Below are 25,580 nucleotides of genomic sequence, written 5' to 3'. Positions count from 1 at the left end.
CTAACCGAGGCTATGTCGAACTTACGCCCGCTCGATGCCGTGTACGCTCGCATGCAAGCGGTGGTGCCGCGCGCAGAGTGGGAGATCCACATGCCCAAGGTCGAGCGTATCTTGGAACTGAAGAATGAGCGCGACGCGACCGTCCTCGCGCACACCTATCAGTCCCCGCAGATCTACTTTTCGATCGCGGACATCACCGGCGACAGTCTTCAGCTTGCACGCGAGGTGGCCCGGGTGGAAAGGCCTGTGATCGTGATGTGCGGCGTGCGATTCATGGCCGAGACGTCCAAGATTCTTAACCCCGGCAAGACGGTACTGCTTCCCGATCTCCGAGCTGGCTGCAGCATGGCCGACAGTCTGACCGCGGAGGACGTGCGACGGCTCCGGGCCGAGCACCCGGGCGCACCGGTCGTGACCTACGTCAACACAAACGCCGACGTGAAGGCAGAATCGGACATTTGTTGCACATCCTCGAACGCCGTCCAGGTGGTCCGCTCGCTAGGCGCATCCAAGGTCATCTTCTTGCCCGACCCGTACCTTGGCAAGTGGGTCCGTTCGCACATGCCCGAGGTCGAGTTCGTCTTCTGGCAGGGCCCCTGTGAGGTGCACGTCAAGTTCACCGCCGAGGATATTGCCGAGCTGAAGGCCCGGTACCCGGGCATCGAAGTGCTCGTCCACCCCGAATGCCCCGAGGAAGTCATCGCGGCGGCGGACTACACCGGTTCAACGAGTGGGATGATTCGCCACATTGGCGAGCGCAAGCTGACTCAGATCGCGCTCATCACCGAGTGCTCAATGAGTTCAAACGTCACCGCCATGTTCCCCGGCTTGCAAGTCGTACGGCCTTGCAATCTGTGCCCCCACATGCAACGGATCACACTCGATTCAGTGGTCGAAGCGCTGGAGAAAATGCAGCACAAGATCTCAGTCGAGGAGGGTATCCGCGTCCGGGCTCAGCGCGCCTTGGACCGGATGCTTGAGGTCCGCCTGAGCTGATGCAGTCAGTCAGTGCCGATGTCGTGGTCGTGGGGAGCGGCATCGCTGGCATCTGCGCCGCGCTCGCGTCCTCTCCTATGCGGGTCTGCTTGCTCACCAAAGCGACCCTCCACTCCGGCGCGAGCAGCTTTTGGGCGCAAGGCGGCCTCGCCGCTGCCGTCGGCGCATCGGACTCGCCACGGCTACACGCGCAAGACACGATCAATGCCGGCGCGGGTCTGACTGAACCTGAAGTGGCCGAACTCCTCACGGAAGAGGCCCGATTGGCGGTCGCGTTTCTTGCCGAAATCGGCACCCGATTTGACCTCGATGCGGACGGAAACTTCGCCCTCGCTCGCGAGGCGGCACACCAGTTCCCGCGCGTGCTGCATGCGAACCGAGACGCCACGGGGTTGGAATTGATGCGGGCGCTGGCGCTCGCCACGGAGCGCTCAACCCGCATCACGGTGATGGAGCACACCCGTGCGGTGGAGATCATCGTCGATGCGCAGGGTGCCGTGGCTGGGCTGGTTGCGGGCCATCCCGGCGGGCAACTCCTGCTGCAGACCCCTCGCCTGATCTTGGCGACCGGCGGAAGCGGCCAGCTCTATCGCTACACGACCAATCCGCCCGAGGCAGCAGCCGAGGGACTCGCGCTCGCAGCCCGGGCGGGCGCAGTGCTCACTGACGTGGAGTTCGTGCAATTCCACCCGACCGCGCTCAAGACTGACGCCGATCCCTTGCCACTGATTACCGAGGCGCTACGCGGTGCGGGTGCCAAGCTGGTCGATCGCGGGGGGAGGCGGTTCATGTCTGACCAGCACCCTGCCGCTGAACTCGCTCCGCGAGATTTCGTCGCCCGCGCCGTGTATCAGGTGCTTCAATCGGGAGACCAACCCTATCTCGATGCGCGCGAGGCGGTCGGTGCGCGATTCCCCGAGCAGTTCCCAAACATCTTCGCCCGGTGCCAGTTGATGGGGCTGGACCCGCGAACCGAGCCGATCCCCATCGTGCCGGTGGCGCACTACCACATGGGAGGAATCGCCGTCGATCTCGAAGGCCGGTCCACGGTCGAAGGGTTGTGGGCGTGTGGAGAGGTCAGCTCGACCGGTGTCCACGGCGCGAACCGGCTCGCCAGCAACTCGCTACTGGAAGCGGTGGTCTTCGGTCAGCGGGTCGCCGAGAGCGTGCTTGGAGCGTCGGGGCGAGAGTCCGCAATCCCTGAGCTGCACGCAGTGGATGACCAGGTCCCCGACGCCGGGCAGTGGCTTCCGCTTCGCGAGTCCATGTGGCAGAACGTCGGCCTCGTGCGTGATGCCGCGGGCTTGCAGTCTGGTGTCGATCAGTTCCGCGCTCTCTATGAGGACCGCAGCCAGCCGCGGGCGATGCGGCACCGTGCATGGATCTGCTGGGCGATGGCCGAATCGGCGTTGGGTCGGCGCGAGAGCAGGGGCGCTCACTTCCGCAGCGACTATCCGCAGATTGATCATCAGCTCAAGCGTCACAGCCGGGTGATTTGGGAAGAGGAGGCGCGCGATTGGCGAGTGGAGTTCCGCCAAAATCTGATCCCAACGGGGCAGTGAGTCCAAAGGCTAGTACAATAGCACCTAACTTGCGCTAGGGATCTTCAACGACTATGAGCGAGCTGCGACCCAACCCACGTCGTCGGCCCACCCTTCAGGATGTGGCCGAGCTTGCTGGCGTCTCAATCCCCACCGTCTCGCATGTGCTGACGGGCAACGTTACTGTTCGCATTTCGCAGGAGACCCGAGCTCGGGTCCGTGAAGCGGCGGACAAGCTGAACTACCAACCGAACCGCCAGGCCCAGGCGATGAAGACCGGGCGGTCGAACCTGCTCGCGGTGTGGATGCCCATCGACCGACCGGTCGTGACCTACATGCGCTTCTTGAACGAGATTTACCAGCTCTCCCGCGAATCCAACTATGACGTGCTGGTCTATGGGCTTGGAGGGCGCGATGCGCTAACGAAAACGGGCAAGATCCCCGGCAGTTACCCCGTCGATGGCATCTTCTCGATAGATGCTGGCAAGGCGATCGAGGCGTACCGCGAGGACAATCGCAACGACCACGTCCCGATCTGTGTGTTCGGCTACGAGCTGGTTTCGAATGGTGACTCGGTCACTTGGCAGCTGGAGGAAGCGGCATACGATGCGGTGCATCGTATGCTCTCCAAAGGACGGAATCGGCCGGTCCACCTGACGGTGAAGTGGGTTGCTGAGAACTATCCCCGCGAACGAAGAAGGCGGGGTTTTTGTCGCGCGGTCGAGGAGTTCGGGCTTGAGCCGGTGCTCCTTCCGGTTCCGTCGGAATCGCCCTGGGCGGCGGAGTGCGTGATGCGCGAGTACCTCGCCTCGAACCCCGCCCCTGACTGCGTCTTTGGATTCACGGACGACCTGGCGATCGGAGCAGCGCGAGCATTGATGTCTTCGGGTGTGAGCATCCCCGCGGACTGCGAGCTCTGGGGCGTGGGGGACTATCCGGAGTCTGCCGATTTTCCGGTCCCGATCTCGACCATCCAGAACGAACTGAACGTCATCGTGAAGCAGGCTTGGATGTGGATGCTGGAGCGGATCGAGAATCCAGAATTGGAATCGCGAATCGTCGAGCTGCCAATGTGCCTGATCGATCGCGTTCGGTCTGTTTAGGGTCGACCCTCCGGGTAAAACTCAGACAGGACTATGGACTCGCTCCACCCCGCTCACTTCCGTGATTTGGTGAAGGCCGCTTTGGCCGAGGACTTGGGCCAAGCGGGTGATCTGACCAGTGCCGCATGCCTGCCCGCAGGCTCGCAGTCGGTGGGAAGTATCGTGGCGCGCAAAGCGGGCGTCGTCGCCGGACTCTGTATTGCGGCCGAGGTCTTCCGCCAAGTCGATCCCACACTGAAGTTGACCACCGAAGTCGGCGAAGGAGCAACCGTCCGAGCGGGCGAAGAGTTGATGCAGGTCCATGGTGCGACTGCCTCCATTCTTGCTGCGGAGCGCACCGCGCTGAACTTCCTTGGGCACCTGAGCGGCATTGCAACGACGACGCGTGCACTCGTGGATCGGATTCACGGGACACGAGCGCGCATCGTTTGCACCCGAAAGACGGCGCCGACCCTTCGCGCGTTGGAGAAGTTCGCGGTGCGGTGCGGCGGAGGCATGAACCACCGGTTCGGTCTGTACGACGCGGTGCTCATCAAAGACAACCACCGAATTGCGGCGGGCGGGATTCGCCCTGCGCTCGACGCGGCCCGCAAGCGCGCAGGACACCTGGTGAAGATTGAGATTGAGGTGGACGACGTCCCGCAGCTCCAACAGGCGCTTGATGGCGGGGCTGACGTCATCATGCTCGACAACATGAGCCCCGCCGAAGTCACCGAGTGTGTTCGAATTGCCGCAGGGAAGGTCGTGCTGGAGGCGAGCGGGGGCATCACCCTTGAAACCGTGCGAGCTTACGCTGAGACGGGGGTCGATCTCATCTCGGTCGGTTGGATCACCCACAGTGCCCCCAATCTCGACGTGAGCCTTGACCTGAGCACCTGACGCGTTCGGCGAGCTTCGGGTACACCCAACGGTACTTTGATTCGCAGCTTCATTTCCGAGAAAGTCGTGGCCGCGCTCTCAGCCCTGTCGGCGGAGGGCGAGATCCCTACCGTCGACGTGCAGTCGGTGGAGATCTCTGAGCCCAGAAGCCCTGAACACGGTGACTACGCTTGCAACATTGCGCTCGCGCTCGCCAAGAAGTTGGGCCTGACCCCGCCAGAGTTTGCGCACATGCTTGCCAGAGCGATGGAGGACGGCGAGGTCTTTGAAGCGATCGAGGTCGCAGGCCCGGGATTCCTGAACTTTCGACTCCAGCCATGGGTTATCGCTTCGAGCTTGGCCCCGGTGCTGGATGCTCCGGAATCTTTCTACCGATCACTCGCAGGATCCGGCCAGAGGATCAACGTCGAGTTTGTATCCGTGAACCCGAACGGTCCGATTACCATCGGCTCGGGTCGCGGCGCGGCGTATGGGAGCGCGCTTTGCAACGTATTGGCCGCGGCGGGCAACACCGTCCACCGCGAGTACTACATCAACGACGGCGTGAACAGCGAGCAGATGCGGCTCTTTGCTGCGAGCGTTCGCTACTTCGCTCAGGTCGCCAACGGCGTGGTCGGTGCCGAGTTCCCTGATGGCGGTTACAAGGGGGACTACGTGGAGGCGGTGGGCAAAGCCCTCGCTGCCCCGGACAACCCCGATGACATCGGCTGGTGGCAGCAGCAGTCCCAAGCGCAGATGCTGCATGCGCAGCGAGAGGCGCTCACCGACTTCGGTGTCGAGTTCGACTGCTGGTTTTCCGAGCAGTCGCTCCATGACAGCGGAGCGGTCGCCACCGAGATCGATCGCTTGGTCGCGGGAGGCGTGGCCGACGATCAGCCCGTGCGCTCAAAACTGAAGCTGGCCAAGGGCGGAGTCATCGCCGAAGTCGAGCGAGAAGCTCAGGTCGGTCTTGTCGATGACGAAGGGAATGCTGCAAATGGGGCGGAACCCGCGGCCAGCCCGACCCTTTGGCTTCGGTCCACCCGCTTCGGTGACGACATGGACCGCGTTCTGCGTCGCCAAGATGGACGTCTCACCTACATCTCCAGCGACGTCGCTTACCACTGGGACAAGTTCAATCGCCCCCCCAATGCCGACAGGCTGATCACGGTTCTCGGCCCCGACCACCACGGGTACATCGGTCGCCTGCAGGCTGTCCTCGCCGCGCTTCTGCTCGCCGAAGGGTTGGTCCCCGAGGGAGATGCGTTAGAAACGGAGTTGACCGAGGCGGAGGCTCAGCTCTTCGAGAGCTCAGCACAGCGAGTTCGCTGCGGAGCCGCGCTGGATCTGGCTCGCCAGAAGCTAGAAGTGCAGATCTACCAGCTCGTCCGATTCCTGAAGGACGGCAAACCCGCTCCCATGCGCAAGCGCGACGGCAACATCTATGCGCTCTCCGACCTGATGCGCGAGATCGGCACGAACGTGCGTCCGACCGGATCCAAGGACGAACAGCGCGAGGCGGGCAAAGACGTCGCACGGTTCTTCTACCTTCTTCGCTCCCACGATACGACGTTCGATTTCGACCTTGACTTGGCGGAGCGACAGAGCGACGAGAACCCAGTGTTCTACGTCCAATACGCCCACGCCAGGATCAGTAGTGTCATCGCCAAGGGGGAGGAGGCTGGGTTGGCGGCGAGCCCCGAGCATCTGCGGCTGTTGGCCCACCCCCGAGAGCTTGACCTCATCAAGAAGATTGTCGACTTGCCCGGCGAGGTGCAGCGTTGCGCCGCGGACCACGGCGTGCACCGCTTGGCGACTTACTCCATCGCGCTTGCCCGGGCGTACCACTCGTTCTACGACACTTGCCGCGTGGTACAGGTCGAAGAGCCAGCGATCAGCTCGGCGCGGCTGGCGTTGTGCGAGGCGACCCGCGCCGCGCTTCGTGGGGCGCTCGCGCTCCTAGGGGTCTCGGCGCCGGAACGGATGTCGCGCGCAGAATCGGGCGCCTAGTCGGCGAGTATCATCTGTGGGTGCGTGCTCAAACCCCCATGCTGCGCCAGTATTTCGCGCACAAGGCCGAGCATCCGGGTGTGCTCTTGGCCATGCGGGTGGGGGACTTCTATGAGTTCTATGGTGAAGACGCTGAGACCGCCGCGGCCACCCTCTCCATCACGCTGACCGGACGCGAGGACGGCTCTAACGGCCGTGTCTCGATGGCCGGTGTTCCGTTCCATTCTGTCGAGAAGTATCTCGCCATGCTTGTCCAATCCGGACACAAAGTGGCGCTCTGCGACCAAGTGGAGGACCCCAAGGCGGCGAAGGGCTTGGTGCGCCGCGCGGTCACTCGGGTTCTGACCCCGGGCACGCTCATGGACGACTCCATGCTCGCCTCGGGGCAGAACAACTTCCTCGCAGCGATCTGTGTCAGGGGCGGTCGAGCGGGACTTGCAACGTTGGACCCCTCAACGGGGGAGTTTCTGGTCACCGAGCTCGAGGGCGAGCAGTGGACGGACCGGTTGCTTCAGGAGCTCGCGCGAATCCGACCGCGCGAACTGTTGGTGAATTCCGATGCGGCGGAGATTGGAGAGTCAGCGAAGGTTGGGCTCGGCGTTGCCATGAGCGAACTGGACGCCCCTCGGGAGGACCGGGCCGAACGGGCCGTGCTTCAACGACTGGGAGTCGGAAGCCTGCGCGGATTCGGTTGTGAAGAGAAGCCCAGCGCGGTGGTGGCCGCGTCGATGATCTTGTCCTACGCCGAGGCGAACAAGCTCGATCTGGCCCACGTGGACACGCTCGCGACCTACGCGGTCGACGACTTTCTCAGCATCGATCCCGCGACGCGCCGTTCGTTGGAGCTGACCCACAACCTGTCCGACGGCTCCCGCCGCAATACGCTCCTGTCGGTCGTCGATCAGACGGTGACGGCGATGGGTTCGCGCCTTTTGCGTCGTTGGGTCGAACAGCCCGTGCTTCAATTGGATACCATACGAATGCGTCACGGTGCGGTCGAAACGTGGGTGACGCAGCCGATCGCCCGAGCCGACCTGCGCGACGCCCTGCGGCGCGTTGCTGACTTGGAACGGCTCATCTCGCGATGCTCCACGGGGTTGGCATCGCCGCGAGATTTGGGTGCGATCGCGGCGTCTCTGAGCCAATTACCCCAATTGCAAGATTATTTGGAACCCGTAGCATTTGGACGCATCGCCGAGTTGACTGCGCAGATGCAGGACCACCGCGAGCTTGCCCTCAAGCTCGGCCAAGCGCTCATCGCGGAGCCACCTCTAACGCTTCGCGACGGCGGAGTTATCCGTGATGGGTACGACCTGGAACTGGACCGTTTGCGCGGCGCAGGGAAGCAAGGCAGGGAGTACATCGCCAAACTTGAGGCGCAGGAGAAGGCGGCAACCGGAATAACGGGCCTGAAAGTCGGTTACAACTCGGTATTCGGCTACTACTTGGAAGTGTCCAAGAGGGATAGCGAGAAGGTCCCCGCGCACTACATTCGCAAGCAAACCACCGCGAACGCTGAGCGGTACATCACCGCCGAGCTGAAGGAGCACGAGAGCAGCGTGCTGGGGGCTAGCGAAAAGGCCGTCGCGCTTGAGAGCGAGATCTTCCACCACTTGCGCATGGATGTCGCCGGACACAGCGGCAGCATCCTCCGTACCGCGCGCGCGGTCGCCGAAGTCGACGTGCTGAGCAATCTGGCCGAGGTTGCCGTGCGACGTGACTATGTTCGCCCGGTCATGCACGAAGAAGACTCGATCGTGATCGAGGGCGGGCGGCACCCCGTGGTCGAGGATTCTGGCACCCAGTTCGTGCCCAACGACCTCACCGTGCTACCGCCGGGCACACCGGGAGGTATGCGCATGATGGTGCTCACGGGCCCGAACATGAGCGGCAAATCCACGTTTCTTCGGCAAAACGCATTGATCGCAATTCTTGCACAGATGGGCAGTTTTGTGCCCGCAAAATCGGCGAAGTTAGGAGTCTGCGATGCAATTTTCGCGCGAATTGGGGCAAAGGATGAACTCGCTTTGGGTCAGTCTACGTTTATGGTTGAGATGCTGGAGAGTGCATACATACTCAACCACGCGACTTCACGATCCTTGGTGGTGCTCGACGAGGTCGGGCGGGGAACGAGCACGTATGATGGGCTTGCGATCGCCTGGGCGATGATCGAACGGTTATCCGAGCAAGGCGCAAAGGTCCTCTTCGCCACCCACTACCATCAGCTTAACGTGCTGGCCGACCAGATCGATTCGATCCACAATTCCCGCGTGGGAGTGCAGGAGGTGGGCGACCAAATCCTCTGGACACACAAGGTGCTCCCCGGGGGCACCGACCGCAGTTACGGCATCCACGTGGCGCGCGCGGCCGGGATGCCCAGCTGGGTGCTCAGCCGCGCCACCGCGATCCTTGCGGAGTTGGAGCAAACACAAGAGGCGCCCCGTGCGGTCGCCCCCATCCAGAACCGGGTGCAGCTCACGCTGTTCGAGCAAGAGGAGCCCGAGGTGGTGCGACAGTTACGCGATCTGGATCTCAATCAACTGACTCCATTGCAGGCGATGCAGCTCCTCGATGGCTGGAAATCAAGCCTCAAAAACTGACCCATATTCCACATTTCCAGGTTCAGAATCCCCAAACCTAGAGTTGATTGCGAGATTCGGAGGGTAACGCTCTGGACGTACCCGCCAATAACGATGGTGGGATGAACCGAGGAATTTACGGTGCAGCAAGCGGAATGATGGCGAGTCAGCAATGGCTCGACGTGGTTTCCAATAACTTGGCGAACGTCAACACGGTCGGCTTCAAGCGTGATGGCATCGTGTTCCACGATTGGATGGAGCGATCGCTCAATTCGAATGGGGGCGCGGGAGAGCGGGTAGGCACTCTTGGCGCGGGTCCCACCGCAACCAAGATGTACACCGCATGGACGGTGGGGACACTATCCACCACCGACAATCCGCTCGACGTCGCCATCATCACGGACGAAGGTCTCTTCGCAGTTCAGCTTCCGGCGCGGCCCGGCGAGTCCGAGCCGCAGGTCGTTTACACTCGCGACGGGGCGTTTCAGTACGGCGAGGGCGGCATGCTCGTCACTCGCTCCCAACCTCCTTTGAACTCTCAGTACCCGGTGTTGGACCAGAACCTTCAACCGATCTATCTCGATCCGACGCGTCCTGCGACGATCGACGAGAAGGGTAACGTCGGCCCGCTCATTGACGGGAATGGGGCAAATGCGCAGATTGGTCTCTTCCGTGGCGATTTCACCAAACTCGGCTCGAATCTATACGAAGGGCGTGAGGTCGAGCCATTTGAAGCAGGCCGCGTCCAGCAGCGAGCGCTCGAAGGGAGCAATGTCAACACGGTCGAAACGATGATCCAGATGATCACCGTGAGCCGCGCCTTTGAACTCGCGCAGAAGGCAATCACAACGCAGGACGAAAACAACGGACGCCTCTTGGAGGTCCTCCGAGGCACGTAAACCACTTTGATTTGATCACCACCCCGATTGCCAAGAGGGCACGGGCGATACCAGGCCAGGACGGCGGACAAGCACGCGCACGACGCGCAGAAAACAGGAGATACCGCCGCTTATGATGCGTTCTTTGACCACCGCGGGCACAGGAATGATCGCCCAGCAGAATAACCTAGACGTCATCGCCAACAACCTGGCGAACGTGAACACGACCGCTTTCAAATCGCAGTTGGCGCAGTTCATGGACTTGATGTACCAAACGACGCGTGCGTCGGGTGCGCAGAACTTTGGTAACGTGGCGCTCCCCGAGCCGATCCAGGTCGGCCTTGGTGCACGTCTGGCCGCGACGGCATCGTCGTTTAAGCAGGGCGCTCTCCAATCGACGGGCAATCCGATCGACATGGCCATCGTTGGCGAAGGCTTCTTCGGCGTCGAACGTCCTGACGGCACGCTGGCGTACACGCGTGATGGTGCGTTCAAGATGGACTCTGCGGGACTGCTCGTTAACAATGACGGCTACCCTCTCGTCCCGAACATCACGGTTCCCACGGGTGCCCAGGCGATTACGATTTCTTCCGCCGGCATCGTGTCCGCGATCCTTCCCGGATCGTCGCAGCCCACGCAGCTAGGAAACGTTCGGATCACGCTGTTCTCCAACCCCGCAGGTTTGACCCGTATTGGACAGAACCTCTTCCAAGCAGGTGGTGCCAGCGGCGATCCGCAAGAAACGGAACCTGGACAAGGTGGTTCTGGAACCATCCAAAGTCAGCACCTTGAGGGTTCGAACGTACAGGTCGTCGAAGAAATGGTCCGCATGATCTTGGCGCAGCGCGCCTACGAAATCAACTCGAAGGCCATCCAAACCGCCGACGACATGCTCTCGGTCCTGAACCAGCTCAAGAGGTAATTCATGACCCTTTGTACACTTTCATTGCTTCTAGCCGCGAACGCAAACTCGCAGATCCGAGTCGATGGCGAAGGATATTTGCGCCTCGTGCGAGAGGGTCGAGTCGTCTTCGCTCGCTCGGGCTCGCTGACGGTCTCTGCCGGCAAGCTCGCCCTGGAAGGCGGCGCGACGTTCTTGCCTGCAATCAGCTACTCGGGCGACGTGAGCCAACTCGAGATAGGCCTCGACGGAACGGTGTCTGCGCACGGCGCGAAGCTTGGCCAGATCGTCCTCGGCGTCTTCGCGAGCCAACCGTCGCAGCAGCCGAGCGGCTTTTATGCGTCGCCGGACCGCCCCAGCTTGGCAAACCCAGGCGAAGGGACGACAGGCGTCATCCGATTTGGCGAAGGGAAGGCCGCCGTGCTCGCCGCGTCAAAGCCTCAGCCCCAGCCATCCGCAACCCTGAAACGAGAGCCAGTGGTCAAAGAGCCCCTGGCGAATGCAGAATCGGTTGCCGTCCCGGTCCCTCCGACCTCGGGGGTCGGGATCGGAATTCGGCGACAGAGTCAAGTGCAAACCGACTACTTCACGCTCGGACAGATCGCGGTGCTGAAGGGCGATAGCAAGCTTATCCAGATGTTGCAGACGATCGAGATTGGCGACACCCCTGCCGTGGGTGTGTTGCGCCGGCTGGATCTCGCGCGCATCAACGCCCGGTTGCGTGGAGCGGGGATTGATCTGAATCGTGTCCGCATCGGCCTGCCCGAGAATGCGACGGTGACCCGCGCGGGGCAGATCGTGACCGATGCCGACTTCGAGGCGACGGCGGTTCAGGCGCTGGAAGAGAAGTTTGGCCGCTACGGCACGCTCAAACTTGATCGCGGCCAGGGGAGCCTGACTGTTCCTATCGGCGAACGGTCGTTGCGTGTCGAAGACGCGACACCCAATGCTCAAGGCTTCCGGGTCACGGTGGCAGTGCTCGTCGAGGGCGCAGTCGTGAACCGACGAACGATCGCGCTCTTGCGCAGCGGCGTGCCGGATCCCTTGCGGGTTGGCATGAATGTGAAAGTTCTGGTCTTGGCGGGCAATGCCGCCATCGAAGTGAGCGGCCGGGTGTCCCGGGTAGGCAAGCCCGGTGAACCCGTTGAAGTGACCCTGACCGGGGGCAAGAAGCTTACCGGGACTCAGTCTGGTCCCGACTCCGTTGAGGTGAAAGCATGAAGAAGCTAAATTTTTGGATGTTGGCCATTGGGCTCCTGTCGCTGAGCCACGCGCAAGTTATCGATAAGAACACGACCATCGAAGCGACCGGTTCGCTGTGGAGCGATTCGAAGGGCAACGCCTTTGTCGATCGCACGGCGCGTTCGGTCGGCGATGTCATCACGATCATCATCAGCGAGACGAGCGTCGCCAACTTCACCGCCAATACGAACCTGAATAAGCAGGACAACAACCGTGTGAGCCTGAACCTGTTCAAGGATTTCTTGACCCGGATCATCGGTCCGCAAGTCTCGAGTGATCAGAGTTCCAACACCGGCGGCGGGACGACGACCCAGAATAGCAAGCTGACCGCCAAGCTCACCGGTGTGGTGCGTGAGGTGCTTCCGAACGGCAACTTAATCGTTGAGGCGACCCGCTCGCTAGTCGTGAACAAGGAAATCCAGACCTTCAAGCTCTCGGGTGTCATCCGGCGCGACGATGTGATGGCGAACAACACGGTCCGCAGTGAGCTCATCGCCGAGGCCGACATCCGCATGGAGGGCAAGGGAGCCATCCACGAGCGGCAACGCCGTGGGCTCGTTACTCGGTTGCTGGATTGGCTTTTCTGAGGTGGCTATGGATTCACGTAGACGCGCAATAGAACTCGCATGCCGCTCGCGGCGGCGCCCGAAGTTTGACAAGGTTCGGGTTCCCGCCACCGGCAAGCCGGACGACGTGGTGTACCGTGCCTGGTCCCCTTGCATCGACCCTCAGTGGCTCTCAATTTTTTGGAAGAAACCCGCATGAAGAAACTTATCCTTTGTCTTTGCATGGCAGTAGCTGCTAGCGTCTGCGTCGCGCAGAAGTCAGTGGCCCAGCCGAATTCGCCGGGAGTTAAGCCTGCCGGACCAACGCGGCCGCGCGAAGTCATTAGCGCCGAGCAGGTGGAGCGGAACGGCATTGAAGTCCGCGTCAAAGACATCGCTCGATTTCGCGGCGTCCGGAGCAATCAGCTCATGGGCTACGGCTTGGTCGTGGGCCTCGAGAGTACCGGCGACACGAAAAAGACGCCCTTTACTCAGACGCTGCTCGCCAATGCGCTCAAGCGATTTGGAACGCTCATTGACCCTACTCAGATCCAGCCGAAGAACGTGGCGGCGGTGGCGATCATCGCCGAGCTTCCGCCGTTCGCGACTCCCGGCAACCGGATCGACGTGACGGTTCAGAGCATCGGTGACGCTACTAGTCTCAAGGGTGGCACGCTGCTCCAAACCCCGCTGTACGGTCAAGGCGATGAGACCAAAGCGATGGCGGTGGCCCAGGGCGCGGTTAGCGTTGGCGGCATGAATGTAGGTGCAGGCGGCGCTCAGGTCTACAAGAACCACGTGAACGCGGGCAAGGTCCCGGGCGGGGGCATTGTCGAGCGCGTGGTCCCCTACCAGATGGTCTTTGGTAACCAGCTTTACCTTGAGTTGGACGACCCAGACCTCACAACCGCAAACCGTCTCTCGCAGGCCCTCGACGAAAAGTTCCCCGGTTACCTTCCGCGTGCCATCGACGGCGGCACCATCGAGATCACACTTCCCAAGGACGCAAGCCCGGTGCAAACTATGGCGCTCATCGAGGGGACGAGCGTGTACGCCGATATTCCCGCGCTGGTCCTTGTGGACGAGCGCACCGGCACCATCATCGTCGGTGGCAACGTGAAGATTGGCCCCGCGCTGATTACCCGCGGAAACCTCCGTGTGAGCGTCGCCCGCTATGCGGTCATCAGCCAGCCCGCTGCACTGAGCAAGGGCGAGACGGTGCTGGATAGTGAGTACGACATTCAGATTGAGGAGGATCGTGCACGGTCCGGTGAGATCCCGCCGTTCGCGACGCTCTCCGACTTGGCTCGACTCTTCGACGCCCTGGATGTGAGCGCGCAAGACGTGATTTCGATCCTGCAGGCCCTCAAGAGCCAAGGCGCACTCAAAGCGAGGTTGAAGATCCAATGACGACTGACATCATGACCGCAGCAGGACGTGCCCTTGCTCCCGTTGAGCGCCGCGCCATCCAAGCGGTGGCGAGCCAAGTGAAGCACGCTTTCGGTGACAAGCTCGCCGAGCTGGAGAAGCAGTACGAAGCGGGAGCCAAGAACCCGGTGATGTGGGCTTCGGATGCCGCTGGGCTTCCGCCGCTTCGCCTCTCGGATCTGAGCGCGCACCAGATCACGGAGCTGGGCAAGCTGCGCGATTCGACCGAGAAGCTGGAGGCAGTCCTCGTCAAGAAGATGCTCGAGTCGATGGATAAAGCGCTCAAGCAGCAGTCCGACGCCGGGCCACTGGGTGACATGGCCAAGGACATGTACCGCGAGAACTTCAGCGAAGAGATCGCTTCGAAGAGTCTGCTGGGTCTTTCCCGAGAGCTCTTCCAACAGCTTTCAAATGTTTATCTCGGCCAAGAGGCCGTGAACCGACCGAAAACCCCGACAACGGGAGAGAAACAATGATGAAATCAAGACACTTACAGACCCAATGGTGGGACTGGTTGGGCACCTCTGAACGGCTCATGGGGAACTTGCGCGAGCAGACCCGCGCGCTCGTCAGCCGCGATGTCGGCGCAGTCGAGCGGATCCAAGCCGAACTCGACAGCATGCTAACCCGCATGCGCGAGATCGATGAGCAAGCTGCGGTTTCCGCCCGAAAGCTGGCCGACGAGCTGGGAGTCGATCCCACTCTTCGAAGCCTGGTGGGAGCGCTGAGTCAAGCCGAAGCGCAGCAAGTTCAGTCACTGGCCAATCGAGTCCGAGCCGCCGCAGCGAGCCTGGAAACCTCGATCTCAAAGAACCGAAAGCTCATCGAGAACGAGATGACCTATGTGAACGGCACGCTCGCGCTCATTGCCAAGTCGGCCCAGGAGCAAAACGCCAAGTACGGTGGCCCCTCGACGGCCCCGGCGGTCCTTGTCGACCAGGTGGCCTAAGATGCCGAGTCCATTTCATGGCATAGAGCTGGCGTCGCGTGCATTGCGTGCGTTCCAACGGTCGTTGGACGTCACCGGTCACAACATTGCCAATGCGAACACGCGCGGCTATACGCGGCAGGTGGTCGATCTTGCGACGACCGACCCCGTTACGTATTGGCAGAACGGTGCCCGGTCGCTGGGAACCGGGGTTCAGGTCGGATCGATCAACCGCGTGCGTGACCTCTTCCTCGAAGGGCGTCTCCAAGCGGGCTTGTCGTCCAGCAACCAGTTCTCCACGATCGCTCAAGGGATCGAAGGCGTGCTCGGCGTCATGCACGAGCCGGGCTCGGATGGGATCGGCGCCGCCCTCGACAAGTTCTTCGACTCTTGGAGCGCGCTATCGAGCAACCCGTCCGAATCGGCGAACCGGATGGCCGTTCAACAATCGGGCAAACTGCTCGCGAGCCGTATCCGCGGCACGTACGAACAGCTTACGGGCTACTCCGCGAACAACACTTCGGAAATGCAGGCGCTGGTCAACCAGGTCAACAACATTGCCGAGTCGATCGCATCACTCAACACTCAGATTCGCGAACAGGTGGCAACCGGCGGAACGCCGAACGATCTTGCCGACCGACGTGACCAGGCGATCCGCGATCTAAGCGAACTCGTGAACATCTCCACCGTGCCGCTGAACGACGGAACGGTGAACGTCGTGGTCTCGCAGTTCACGCTTGTGGACAATACCGGCGCAAACGCGCTGCCCGCGAACGTGGATTCGGTCAACGGCACGCTTACGGGTTGGACAGTACCGATCACCATCCGCGGCGGCAAGCTCGCTGGGCTGATGCAGACGGCGCAGACGATCAATCGCGAAATCGGTTCGCTCGACCAGTTGGCAAACACGCTGCGCACGCAAGTCAACGCGATCCACACGTCGGGCATCAACTCCTACGGGAACACCAATGTCCAGTTCTTCAACGATGTTGCTTCGGGTCCGCAAACCGGCGCGATCGATTTCAACCTGAGTCTCGCGGTCGAATCCGACTATCAGGAGATCGTCGCGGGTGCTGGAACGGTGGTCTCGGGCACGCCCACTTACGTCGCGGGCGATACCGGTTTGGCCCGGAGCCTGAGTGCCTTGCGCGATTTGTCCATCGCCGCACTGGGCAACCGCTCGATCAAGACCTTCCATAAGGACTCGATCTCTCGGTTGGGTAGTGAATCGAACTACTACGACAACGCGGCGGGCACACAGGACGCGCTGATCTCGCAGATCACGGAGCAGCAGCAAAGTGTGAGCGGTGTGAACTTGGACGAAGAGATGTCGAACATGCTTCGGTTCCAGCGCAGCTACCAGGCCGCCGCGAAAGTCCTGACGATCTTTGACCAAGTAACCGAAGATTTACTTGGAATGCTAAGAAGGTAATCGAGGTTTTGACCCCTCATGGAACGACTGAGCACGCGCTACCAATACGATAGCTATCTGAGCAGGATCCATCAGGCCTATGGCCGAATGGCGGTGGCTCAGGACGCCGTTACGTCTGGAAAACGACCGGACTTGGTGAAGAATGACCCCGCCGGTGCGAGCTTTGTCATGCGTTCCACGAGTCTCAAAGCGGCGACCGAGCAGTACAAGAAGAACCTCTCGAACGCCAACGACTACCTTAAGTTTTCTGAAGCGGCACTGGGGGATATTCACGACCTCCTGAAGCAGGGTTACAGCCTGGCCATTCAAGGTGCGAGCAGCGCCACTGACCAGGTCGCCCGCAACACCATGGCCAAGCAGGTTGAGGCGCTTCAAACGAAGCTGCTGGAGCTTGGCAACACCCGCGGAGCCTCAGGCCAATACATCTTTGCCGGGACGATGAGTGACACGAAGCCGTTCACGACCGCGGCGGGTTCGCTGGTTTACAACGGGGACTCTGGATTTGTGAAAGTGGAGATCGGCCCCGGAGAGACGCTTGACGTGAATACGCCGAGCAACTCCATGATGCTGACCGCTTACACCGCCCTCGAAGGGCTTAGAAACAGTTTGACGGGAGGGAATATCTCGCTCTTGAGTGGGCAGGATATCGCAAACCTCCAATTAAGCATGGATGCCGTCAAGTCGGAGCGTGGAGTCGTAGGCTCTCGCCTCCAATATGTGCAGGAGCAAAGTCAACGCCACGATCGCAGGATTGATGATCTGACCAAGAGAATCAGCGATGTCGAAGATGTCGACATGGCCCAAGCGATCACCGATTATCAGCTTGCCCAAACCGTCTATCAGGCCGCGCTCCAGAGCTCGGCCATGGCGGAGCGGCTGAGTTTGATGGACTTCATTCGATAAATGAGCACTACACAACAGGCATCCACAACCCGTTTTGGCGTCATCGAGGTCTCCTCGGGCGACGTCGTGTCCATGCCCGAGGGGATCCTCGGCTTTCCCGACTCGCATCGCTATGTGGTGATCGAGCACAAGCCCGGTTCGCCCTTTCGATGGCTGCAATCGCTCGACGAGGCCGCCGTCGCGTTTCTCGTCGTCGACCCGTGCACGTACATCGCGGACTACGCACCCGAGATTGACGATCGCGAAGCCATGGTGATCGAATTGACCGCGGAATCGGCTCAACTCGTCTATACTATCGTGAACGTCCCGAAGGGTAAGCCCGAGGAGATGACATTGAATCTGGCAGGACCCATTGTGATCAACGCAGACTCGCGTCTTGCGAAGCAATTTGTTCTTGACGATTCTGTGTACTCCATCAAGTACACTCCGAGTCGTTCGGCCAACCAACCGGAGGGTGCAGCGGCCTAGAGTTGCCCTGCATTCGGTCGGGACGGTAGCCATGGAGGGCGCCGCGCCATGCTTGTTCTAACTCGCAAAGTAAACCAAAGCATCGTCATCAACGAAGAGATCGAGGTGGTCGTGTTAGAAGTCCGTGGCGAGCAAGTGCGTCTGGGTATCCGCGCACCGAAGAACGTCCCCGTCCACCGCAAGGAGATCTTCGAGCAGATTCAGGACGAAAATCGCGCCGCGTCTGAAGTCCAGCCCGAAGATATTCCTTGAAGCGGGTCTCCACACGTCTCGCCTCCATGGGTGGCCGACCAGGCCTCAAGGCTCGCGCGCGCAAACTACGCCGCACGGGTCACCGGCTCGTACGCGCTGCGCTCCTCGCCGCCTTGTGGCTCTGGGGTCTCGCGGCGATCGTGGCCGTCAGCGAAGTTTGGCTTCGCTACCAACACCCGTACTCGATCCTCACACTGTGGTATCCGGGTGCCCTCGCGGCGGCGCTGCTGATTGCGCTTGCGCTCATCGCGCCGGAGCTGGTGCCGGGCACGTACGAATCGAAGCGCGGTTTCGGACCGAACCGTCCGTTGCTAGACGCCCTCCTTCCTGCGACGTTGGCGATCGGCTGCACGGTGTCCGCGCGCGTCGCCGCCTTTGGACTGATACCTATCGGATTTGGACCGGCCCCCGAGGCCCGAGACCTCAGCGGTGTATGGCTGAATCCGACCTATGCGCTCTTCGCCTGGGTCGTCACAGTCTTGGTCTTTGCGCTCATCCTCGCGCGCCACAACGCCGCTGCGCGACGAAGCTAGGCTTCTTTCTCGACCGCGAGCGCCGCTCCGCCCAGAATCCCCGCGTCGTCAATGAGCTGAGCCGCCTGGATCGTCACGAACTTGAACAGCGACGGGATGGCGACTGCCTGTGCCGCGGCTCTGGCTGGGCCGAGCAGGTACTCCCCGGCCTTGGAAATCTGTCCACCGATCGCCACGTAGTCGGGCGCGAAGACGTTGATGAAACTGCCGATCCCGGTGCCAAGATAGGTGCCGACTTCTTGGTAAGTCTCAAGCGCGACCGCGTCCCCCTGATTGCACGCTTCAGTCAAGACTCTTGGCGTAACCTTGCTTAGATCGTCCTTCACCAGGTCTCGAACGATCGAAGTGCGCCCGCGCCGAAGCTTGTTCGTCGCGCGGCGGATGATGCTGTCTCGCTGGCAGTACGCCTCCAGCGCGCCATACGAACCCGCCGTACAGTCGAGGCCACCCTGCTGCACCACGACATGCCCAAGCTCGCCGCCACCCTGGTTCCCGCCGAGCAGCACGAGTGGTGAACTTGCTCGCCCTTGCACACTGGCGGGCGAAAGCACCACGCCACCGCCGATGCCCGTTCCGATGGTAAGCATGACGAGGCACTTGGCTTCGTTCCGGCCAGTACCGTACTTGTACTCAGCGAGCGCGGCCAGGTTGGCATCGTTGCCCATGTGGATGCGGTAGCCAGTGCGCGCTTCGAGCGGCTCGCGGACGGGGACGTCCTCCCAATAGTGGAAAACTCCGTTGACCATGATCCCGAAGTTGGGTGCCCAGCGCACGATTCCCGCAGCGTCATCGACATGGCCCGCAATGGCGAGCCCCACTGCCTTCACTGGTGCGTTGGCCGAGCCTGCCGCCTGCAGGATTGTCTTGGCGACGGCGTCCAAGATCGCTTCGGAGCCTTCTTGCGCATGGCTCGGATTCTCAAATCGTTCACCCGCCGGTTCGCCCAGCGGAGTCAGCGCCTGGGCCCGGACATTCGTGCCGCCAAGATCGATACCGATGTACGTGTGCATGCTCCGGGTCAAGTATGGCAAAGTCCTGCCTGCCATAATGGGCGATAGGACAAAGGGGACCTAACCTATGAATGAAGTTGTGATTTTGAGCGGGGTGCGTACACCCATTGGATCGTTTCAGGGAGCGCTCTCGAGCTTCAGCGGACCACAGCTCGGAAGCGTCGCGATCCGCGGGGCGCTCGAAGCTGCTGGAGTGAACGCCACCGACGTGGACGAAGTGTTGATGGGCTGCGTGCTCACCGGTGGGCTGGGTCAGGCGCCCGCTCGACAGGCCGCGCTCGGCGCAGGCGTGCCGAACTCCGTCCCTTGCACGACCCTGAACAAGGTGTGCGGCAGTGGCATGAAGGCCATCATGATGGCCGCGCAAGCGATCCGGCTCGGGGATGCGAACGTCGTCGTCGCGGGTGGATTCGAGAGCATGACCAACGCACCCTACGCACTTCCGGCGGGGCGTGGCGGATTCCGGATGGGGAACGCGACGGCGCTCGATCTGATGATTCACGATGGACTATGGGATCCGTACCACAACGTCCACATGGGCAATTGCGGCGACAAGACTTCGGCCGAATTTGGGTTCTCGCGCGAAGTGCTCGACGCGTTCGCAGGTGAGTCGTACCGACGCGCACTCGCGGCCCAAGCAGAGGGTCGTTTGGCCACAGAGATTGTTCCCGTCAGCGTGCCACAGCGCAAAGGCGACCCGGTGGTCGTCAGCACTGACGAGGAACCGGGCCGAGGCAACATTGCCAAGCTGCCCGAGCTTCGCCCTGCCTTTGGCAAAGAGGGCGTGACGACCGCCGGGAATGCGAGTTCCATCAACGATGGTGGTGGCGCACTCGTCGTCACGAGTGCGGGCTACGCCGCCTCGAAGGGGCTGAAGCCGCTCGCCCGTGTGGTGGGCTATGCGCAGCACGCCCAAGAGCCGGAGTGGTTCACCACTGCACCCGCTTTCGCGATCTCAAAGCTGCTCGAGAAGCACGGCCTCACCGTCGGCGATATCGACCTCTTCGAAGTGAACGAGGCGTTCTCTGTCGTAGCGATGGTCGTCGCTCAGAAAGTTGGCATCCCTGCGGATAAGCTGAACGTGAACGGCGGTGCGGTCGCAATTGGACACCCGATTGGCATGACTGGCGCGCGGTTGGTCCTGACGGCGATGCACGAGCTACGAAGACGCGGCGGACGCTATGCGGTCGCCACTCCGTGTATCGGCGGCGGCGAAGCCACGGCCGTCCTGATCGAAGCGCTCTGATCTAGCGCCGCCCACGGCACTCGTCGATCGCAATCAAAGGTCGATTCGGTTGTACTCTTGTGGCTGGGCCGCATGTTCCAGTTCAGGAACATGCGGCCACGGTCGATCAGCAATGATTGATTGAGTTAGTTACCGCAAGTTTCTCCGACGCGCTAGCCAACCGATCCCAACCAGGCCACTCGCCATCGCGAGCAACGAACTCGGCTCGGGAACGGCAAGATTCGCAGCGACCATATTGGCGGCGACGAATTGCCCCAGTTCACCATCGGGCGGCGGACCTGCATGGTTCCAGTTTGAGAGCGGTGCGTGGTCCGTTGGATCGTAGCCGCCCGTGTACTGGAAGTACTCATAGCGCCGGACGACGCTTTGCGTCGCATCGGCAATGGAGATTTCGTCCACCTCGGGTACTCCGCCCTCGAGAAGCGACCATTCAATCTCGGGGGTGTCCTGCGGAACAATCGTGCCAGGGCCCGAGATCAACTCACCCAAGTCAACCGGCCGATCCATCTCCCGCACATAGACTTTCATCCAGATCGAATCCGGTAGCATCGACTCGGGTACTTCGGGAGGCGGCGGCGCCACCTGGGCCTGTACTAGCGCGGCGGCACCGCCCGCGGGTGGCACGTAAGTCCAATTGGCGTTTGGTATGGACAGCGGCTTGTTTCCGATTTGTGCGTACTGCTGGTTGAGCCAGAAGAACCTCGTATTGGTCGGCTGACGGCCGACAGAGAATCCAAAGTGTTCGCAACCGGGGAGGTTGACCGCAAAGTGACCGTTGGTGGACTGACCGACCCGGGTGATCATGTAGCCACTGGGATCGAAGTTGTAGCCCTTGAAGGTGATGTGAGTCCCAAAGGTGCTACCCGTGGAGTACTCGGATTTGGTCATCTCGTTGAAATGGCTAGGATAGGTCTTGTTGACCTCGTTCGCATGAACGCCTTCGAGATCGATTTCTGCGCCATAAACATTTTGGCCGGACTCGTTGAAGACATCAAAGTTGGACATCGTGCCCTGGATGTCAACGGCAAGTGCTGGTGTGGCGAAGTAGCTGAGCACACCTGCCACGATGAGTCGAGTACTGGAGCTGCCCTTTGTAGCGGCGAGTCTCACACACCGTGTGCACTCAAACGCTCTGAGTATAGTATTCATTTTCGCTTTCCTGTTACTGGGTTCGTCCTACGAAGCAGTACATGTCAAGCGGCGTCCCTGGCAGGCGCTCACGACTTAACCGAAGCACCCTAAAGTGACGGTTAGACCTGCGGTCGCGAGCATCTAATTGTACGACACATTTGCTGGGTCGACCCTGGCATGATCAAGCGAATGACGCGAAACGGTGGCATCACGAGGTTTCGGAAATCAGGACGGCCGTCCTGAGTCACTTCACGTCCTTGAGCGCCTCCTCAAGAGGCTCGATTGGCATCCCGATGACAGTGTCGACCGAACCCTCCAGGCGTTCGAGGAACCCTTTCGCCATCCCTTGGATTCCGTACGCGCCAGCCTTGTCCATGGGTTCGCCTGTGGCGACATACGCACGAATCTCTGCGTCGTTCAGCGGGCGGAAGGTCACGTTACTTGCAGCCGTGAAAGCGTGCATGCCCCGGGGCCATCGCAGCGCCATCCCCGTCACCACCAAATGCGTGCGCCCCGCGAGCAACGTGAGCATCCGCACTGCATCGTCCACGTCGGTTGGCTTGGCCAGCTGGGTCCAGGACCCGGCTTCCTCGAAAGCCACGACCGTATCTCCTCCGATGACGAGCGAGTTCGGATGCCTCTCAAACACCTCGAACGCCTTGCGTCGCGCGAGACCTTGGGCGGTGACGTAAGGGTCCTCGTGGGTGTGTGCTTCCTCGTCCACTTCGGCAGGCACGACCGCAAACTCGGGGATGAGTCGCTTGAGCAGCTCTTGGCGTCGCGGTGAAGCCGAAGCGAGGATCACGGGGTACTTCAATCGCAAAGCCATTCCCCGCAGGTTACCAGCGGTTTAGCCTGTGCTTTGCATGGCGGCGGCGATCCCCGCCAGGGTCTGCATGAGCGCGGTCGAGACGTCCCGAGGTGGCTCGCCGTTTGCGGCATCGTACAGGTCCATGAGTGCGACCTGCAATGCGTTCAATGGCTCGACGAGGGGGTTGCGGAAGTCGATCGTTTGGCGGACCGTCCGCGCACCCGTGAGCAACTCCTCCTGCCCGACCGTTGCCAGGACTGCGGCAGTCGTGCGGTCGAGTTCGCTCATCAGAGTGGAGTGCAGCGACCCATCGGCCCTCATCCTTTTGGCCCGCGCCCCGTATCGCTTTGCCGTGGGGGAATGGGCCCGAGCGAGTTCAAGCTGAGCGTTCTCCATCACCGTCCGGAAGAACGGCCACTCGTTTGCCATCTCGCGCGCGATGGCACGCTCCGAATCGTCCGCTAGTGCCAGTGCGGAACCGATGCCGTACCAACCCACGACCCCGTATCGGGACTGCACCCAGGCGAAGTTCCATGGGATTGCCCGCAGATCGTCCAATCCCGTCAGTTGGCCGCTGCGCCGCCCGACTGGCCGGCTCGCGATGGGCAAGCGGGAGATATGCCGGATCGGCGTGGCCTGCAGATAAAATGCCCAAAACGACGGAGTCTCGAAGATGAGTTCGCGGTAAGCGTCCGCGGAGGTGCGGGCGAGTCGCTCCATCGTCCGGACGAATTCTGGCTTGGGGGCGACGCCCGGGTGGGCGAGCGTACGCAGACTCGCGGCAATGATCTGCTCCAAGTGGCGCTGAGCGAGGGTGGGAAGACCGTACCGGAACGAGATGATCTCGCCTTGTTCGGTAAAGCGGATCGCTCCCGTGAACGCACCGGGCGGTTGACTTGCAATCGCCTGGCTTGCTCGACCGCCTCCGCGCCCAACGGTGCCTCCTCGACCGTGGAAGAACCGAATGGCGATCCCATGGCTCGTGCCCACCGCACTCAGCGCCTCTTGCGCCGCATAAAGCGCCCAATTGGCCGCCAAGTAGCCGCCGTCCTTGCTGCTGTCGCTGTATCCCAGCATCACTTCCTGACTCTTGCCCTGCTCAGCGAGGTGAGCCTGCACTTCCGGGAGCTCCAGCCACTGACTGAGCACTTCCGGTGCCTGCTCCAGGTCGGTCACGGTCTCGAAGAGCGGCACGTACTCCAGGGCGTCCTTGCCCCATGGTTCCAGCCCGGCCTCCTTCGCCAGAAGCACAGGCTCGAGCCAGTCGCTGAGCTTGTGGGTCATGCTGGTGATCGTCGTGCGAATGCACGCTTTGCCAAAAGCATCGCGCGCTCGCTTGGCGACGCGCATCGTCGCCCGGACCTCTTCGCAAATCGGCGAGCCGGTCCATGTCGGGCTCACGAGCGGCCGGTTACTTGCAAGTTCTCTGTATATGACTGCTACTTTATCGCCCTCGCTCATCGCCGAGTAGCGCATCTCGGGCATGGTCACCCCCGCCGCCTCCAGCAGTTCAGTGACGGCAATCTCGTGCTGGCCACTGTGCTGCCGCAGATCCAGGGTGACGCCGTGGAATCCGAACGCTCGTGCCCGGGCGATGAGTTGTTCGAGCGGCTGGATCGGCACCCCCGGGCGGCCGACGAGGGTCGTGTGCAACCACTCCAAGTCATCGGTGAACTCGGTCTCGCTGGCGTACGGTTGGCCTACCAAATCACTTCCGTCCATGGTGGCGACGGTCGCGCGCAGACGCTGCGCGATGCACGCGAGGATCAGGGCGTAAGGTTCGCGGGCGAACTTGCCAGCGACAGCCGAGTTGATCTCCGCAAGCCGAACCGACCGCTCCAATCGCTCCCGAAACGCGCTCCCAACGGGGACGGACTCTTCGCTGAAGGTCAGTGCGTGGCTGGCGAGGTCGCATCGCTGGGCGAGCGTGTTGAGCGTCGCACGGCGATAGGCGAGGACCGCTTGCCAAGTGACGTCGGCGGTCACCTTGGGGTTGCCGTCGCGATCGCCGCCGACCCACGAACGGTAGGTGATGAGTGGCGCGGTCAGAGCGAGCGCCTCGCCATACACATCGCGCGCCGAGCGGGTCAGATCCTCGTGCAGCCAAGCGACGACGTCGTAGATGGTTCGCTCCAGGAAGTAGATCACGTTCTCCACCTCCTCTTGAACCGTCAGATCGCGGGCTCGCATCTCCTCGGTGAGCCACAGTTGCACGAGCAGCTCCTTGAGGGCGGCGTCGCGTCCGGGGTCATCTAGAGGTCGGAGCAGACTCGACTCGTCCGGCGTGGCCATCGTGACGACAATGTCCTGAACCTTATCCAGAATGGCTCTTCGGCGTGCCTCGGTCGGGTGCGCGGTGAGCGTCGGCTCCAGATGAAGCCGGGCCAAAAGCGCCTGAACCTCGGCCCACTCCATGCCGCTTGCTTTCAGCGCCGTGAGCGTGCCGCGCAGCGTGTCGGGCCGGGCGGTTTCTTGTCGTCTGCGCTCACGGTTGACCCGTACGATCTCCTTCTGTTCCAGGCTGTTGATCAGCTGGAACAGGAGCGTGAGTGCCCGCGCCACCTTGCCAACAAAGTAGGGGTCTTGCTCGCACTCGGCCCGCAATCGCTCGGCGTCGTTTGACCTGGCGAGCTCCATGAGGGCCCGCATCCGCACGGGAAACTCGGGAGACTCCTGTTCGGCAAGGACTTCTCCCAGCAAAGCATCGATCCGTTGGATGTCTTCGCTCAGGCCCGCAGAGAGGCCGAACGCCGCCGGGTCAAGCGCGAAGACGCCGGGGTTCATC

The 25,580-nt window shown here is 61.7% G+C and carries 23 protein-coding genes; 19 read left to right on the top strand and 4 right to left on the bottom strand.

What is annotated here, in order from left to right; translation table 11 throughout:
- Positions 1-12: 12 nt before the first annotated feature.
- The 18 genes from nadA (at position 13) to JNM85_02285 (ending at position 18,597) form a co-directional block, all read left to right on the top strand.
- Positions 13-996 carry a quinolinate synthase NadA gene (gene nadA / locus JNM85_02370; GenBank protein ID MBL8086900.1) on the top strand — a complete coding sequence of 328 codons (984 nt, stop codon included), beginning with the start codon at positions 13-15 and terminating at the stop codon, positions 994-996.
- A complete protein-coding gene (locus JNM85_02365) occupies positions 996-2,558 on the top strand; it encodes an L-aspartate oxidase (GenBank protein MBL8086899.1) in 1,563 nt (520 codons plus the stop codon). Before nadA ends, JNM85_02365 begins: the two co-directional genes overlap by 1 nt.
- A gap of 53 nt (positions 2,559-2,611) precedes the next feature.
- Complete coding sequence (locus JNM85_02360; GenBank protein MBL8086898.1) at positions 2,612-3,640, top strand: LacI family DNA-binding transcriptional regulator; 1,029 nt, start codon at positions 2,612-2,614, stop codon at positions 3,638-3,640.
- Between the two features lie 33 nt (positions 3,641-3,673).
- Complete coding sequence (gene nadC, locus JNM85_02355) at positions 3,674-4,519, top strand: carboxylating nicotinate-nucleotide diphosphorylase (protein MBL8086897.1); 846 nt, start codon at positions 3,674-3,676, stop codon at positions 4,517-4,519.
- 36 nt (positions 4,520-4,555) lie between these two features.
- A complete protein-coding gene (locus tag JNM85_02350; GenBank protein ID MBL8086896.1) occupies positions 4,556-6,508 on the top strand; it encodes an arginine--tRNA ligase in 1,953 nt (650 codons plus the stop codon).
- Between the two features lie 38 nt (positions 6,509-6,546).
- Positions 6,547-9,108: a DNA mismatch repair protein MutS gene (mutS, locus tag JNM85_02345; GenBank protein MBL8086895.1), complete on the top strand. Its 2,562-nt coding sequence runs from the start codon at positions 6,547-6,549 to the stop codon at positions 9,106-9,108.
- A gap of 101 nt (positions 9,109-9,209) precedes the next feature.
- Positions 9,210-9,986, top strand: a complete 777-nt coding sequence (locus JNM85_02340) for a flagellar hook-basal body protein (GenBank protein ID MBL8086894.1) — start codon at positions 9,210-9,212, stop codon at positions 9,984-9,986.
- 112 nt (positions 9,987-10,098) lie between these two features.
- Complete coding sequence (gene flgG / locus JNM85_02335) at positions 10,099-10,887, top strand: flagellar basal-body rod protein FlgG (GenBank protein MBL8086893.1); 789 nt, start codon at positions 10,099-10,101, stop codon at positions 10,885-10,887.
- Between the two features lie 3 nt (positions 10,888-10,890).
- The gene (locus JNM85_02330; GenBank protein ID MBL8086892.1) at positions 10,891-12,087 is read left to right on the top strand and encodes a hypothetical protein; all 1,197 of its coding nucleotides are present in this window, start codon (positions 10,891-10,893) and stop codon (positions 12,085-12,087) included.
- Positions 12,084-12,695, top strand: a complete 612-nt coding sequence (locus tag JNM85_02325) for a flagellar basal body L-ring protein FlgH (GenBank protein MBL8086891.1) — start codon at positions 12,084-12,086, stop codon at positions 12,693-12,695. The genes JNM85_02330 and JNM85_02325 overlap by 4 nt, the downstream gene beginning before the upstream one ends.
- A 174-nt stretch (positions 12,696-12,869) precedes the next feature.
- Positions 12,870-14,063, top strand: coding sequence for a flagellar basal body P-ring protein FlgI (locus JNM85_02320; GenBank protein MBL8086890.1), 1,194 nt, complete (start codon positions 12,870-12,872; stop codon positions 14,061-14,063).
- The gene (locus JNM85_02315; protein MBL8086889.1) at positions 14,060-14,557 is read left to right on the top strand and encodes a hypothetical protein; all 498 of its coding nucleotides are present in this window, start codon (positions 14,060-14,062) and stop codon (positions 14,555-14,557) included. The genes JNM85_02320 and JNM85_02315 overlap by 4 nt, the downstream gene beginning before the upstream one ends.
- Positions 14,554-15,030: a flagellar export chaperone FlgN gene (gene flgN / locus JNM85_02310; protein MBL8086888.1), complete on the top strand. Its 477-nt coding sequence runs from the start codon at positions 14,554-14,556 to the stop codon at positions 15,028-15,030. The genes JNM85_02315 and flgN overlap by 4 nt, the downstream gene beginning before the upstream one ends.
- Before the next feature lies 1 nt (position 15,031).
- Positions 15,032-16,441, top strand: coding sequence for a flagellar hook-associated protein FlgK (gene flgK, locus JNM85_02305; GenBank protein ID MBL8086887.1), 1,410 nt, complete (start codon positions 15,032-15,034; stop codon positions 16,439-16,441).
- 18 nt (positions 16,442-16,459) lie between these two features.
- Positions 16,460-17,344 (top strand): flagellar hook-associated protein FlgL, encoded by an 885-nt coding sequence (gene flgL, locus JNM85_02300; GenBank protein ID MBL8086886.1) that lies wholly within the window; start codon positions 16,460-16,462, stop codon positions 17,342-17,344.
- The gene (locus tag JNM85_02295) at positions 17,345-17,812 is read left to right on the top strand and encodes a flagellar assembly protein FliW (GenBank protein ID MBL8086885.1); all 468 of its coding nucleotides are present in this window, start codon (positions 17,345-17,347) and stop codon (positions 17,810-17,812) included.
- Between the two features lie 48 nt (positions 17,813-17,860).
- On the top strand, positions 17,861-18,064 hold the full coding sequence (gene csrA, locus JNM85_02290; GenBank protein MBL8086884.1) for a carbon storage regulator CsrA: 204 nt from the start codon (positions 17,861-17,863) through the stop codon (positions 18,062-18,064).
- Positions 18,061-18,597 carry a hypothetical protein gene (locus JNM85_02285; GenBank protein ID MBL8086883.1) on the top strand — a complete coding sequence of 179 codons (537 nt, stop codon included), beginning with the start codon at positions 18,061-18,063 and terminating at the stop codon, positions 18,595-18,597. The genes csrA and JNM85_02285 overlap by 4 nt, the downstream gene beginning before the upstream one ends.
- Here the strand turns inward: JNM85_02285 and JNM85_02280 are convergent.
- The gene (locus JNM85_02280; protein ID MBL8086882.1) at positions 18,594-19,607 is read right to left on the bottom strand and encodes an ROK family protein; all 1,014 of its coding nucleotides are present in this window, start codon (positions 19,605-19,607) and stop codon (positions 18,594-18,596) included. The two genes, JNM85_02285 and JNM85_02280, sit on opposite strands and share 4 nt — an antisense overlap.
- Before the next feature lie 67 nt (positions 19,608-19,674).
- On the opposite strand from JNM85_02280, the gene JNM85_02275 reads away from it, so the two are divergent.
- Complete coding sequence (locus tag JNM85_02275) at positions 19,675-20,853, top strand: thiolase family protein (protein MBL8086881.1); 1,179 nt, start codon at positions 19,675-19,677, stop codon at positions 20,851-20,853.
- Between the two features lie 129 nt (positions 20,854-20,982).
- Here JNM85_02275 and JNM85_02270 read toward each other — a convergent pair whose 3' ends face one another.
- The 3 genes from JNM85_02270 to JNM85_02260 form a co-directional block, all read right to left on the bottom strand.
- A complete protein-coding gene (locus JNM85_02270; protein MBL8086880.1) occupies positions 20,983-21,963 on the bottom strand; it encodes a PEP-CTERM sorting domain-containing protein in 981 nt (326 codons plus the stop codon).
- 265 nt (positions 21,964-22,228) lie between these two features.
- A complete protein-coding gene (gene maf, locus JNM85_02265; protein ID MBL8086879.1) occupies positions 22,229-22,813 on the bottom strand; it encodes a septum formation protein Maf in 585 nt (194 codons plus the stop codon).
- Between the two features lie 21 nt (positions 22,814-22,834).
- Positions 22,835-25,579, bottom strand: coding sequence for a phosphoenolpyruvate carboxylase (locus tag JNM85_02260; protein MBL8086878.1), 2,745 nt, complete (start codon positions 25,577-25,579; stop codon positions 22,835-22,837).
- Position 25,580 lies beyond the last annotated feature (1 nt).

The sequence above is a fragment of the Chthonomonas sp. genome (assembly GCA_016788115.1).
GTDB lineage: Bacteria > Armatimonadota > Fimbriimonadia > Fimbriimonadales > Fimbriimonadaceae > UBA2391.
Note: the sequence above shows the minus strand (reverse complement) of the source record. Positions and strands in the feature narration are given on the sequence as shown.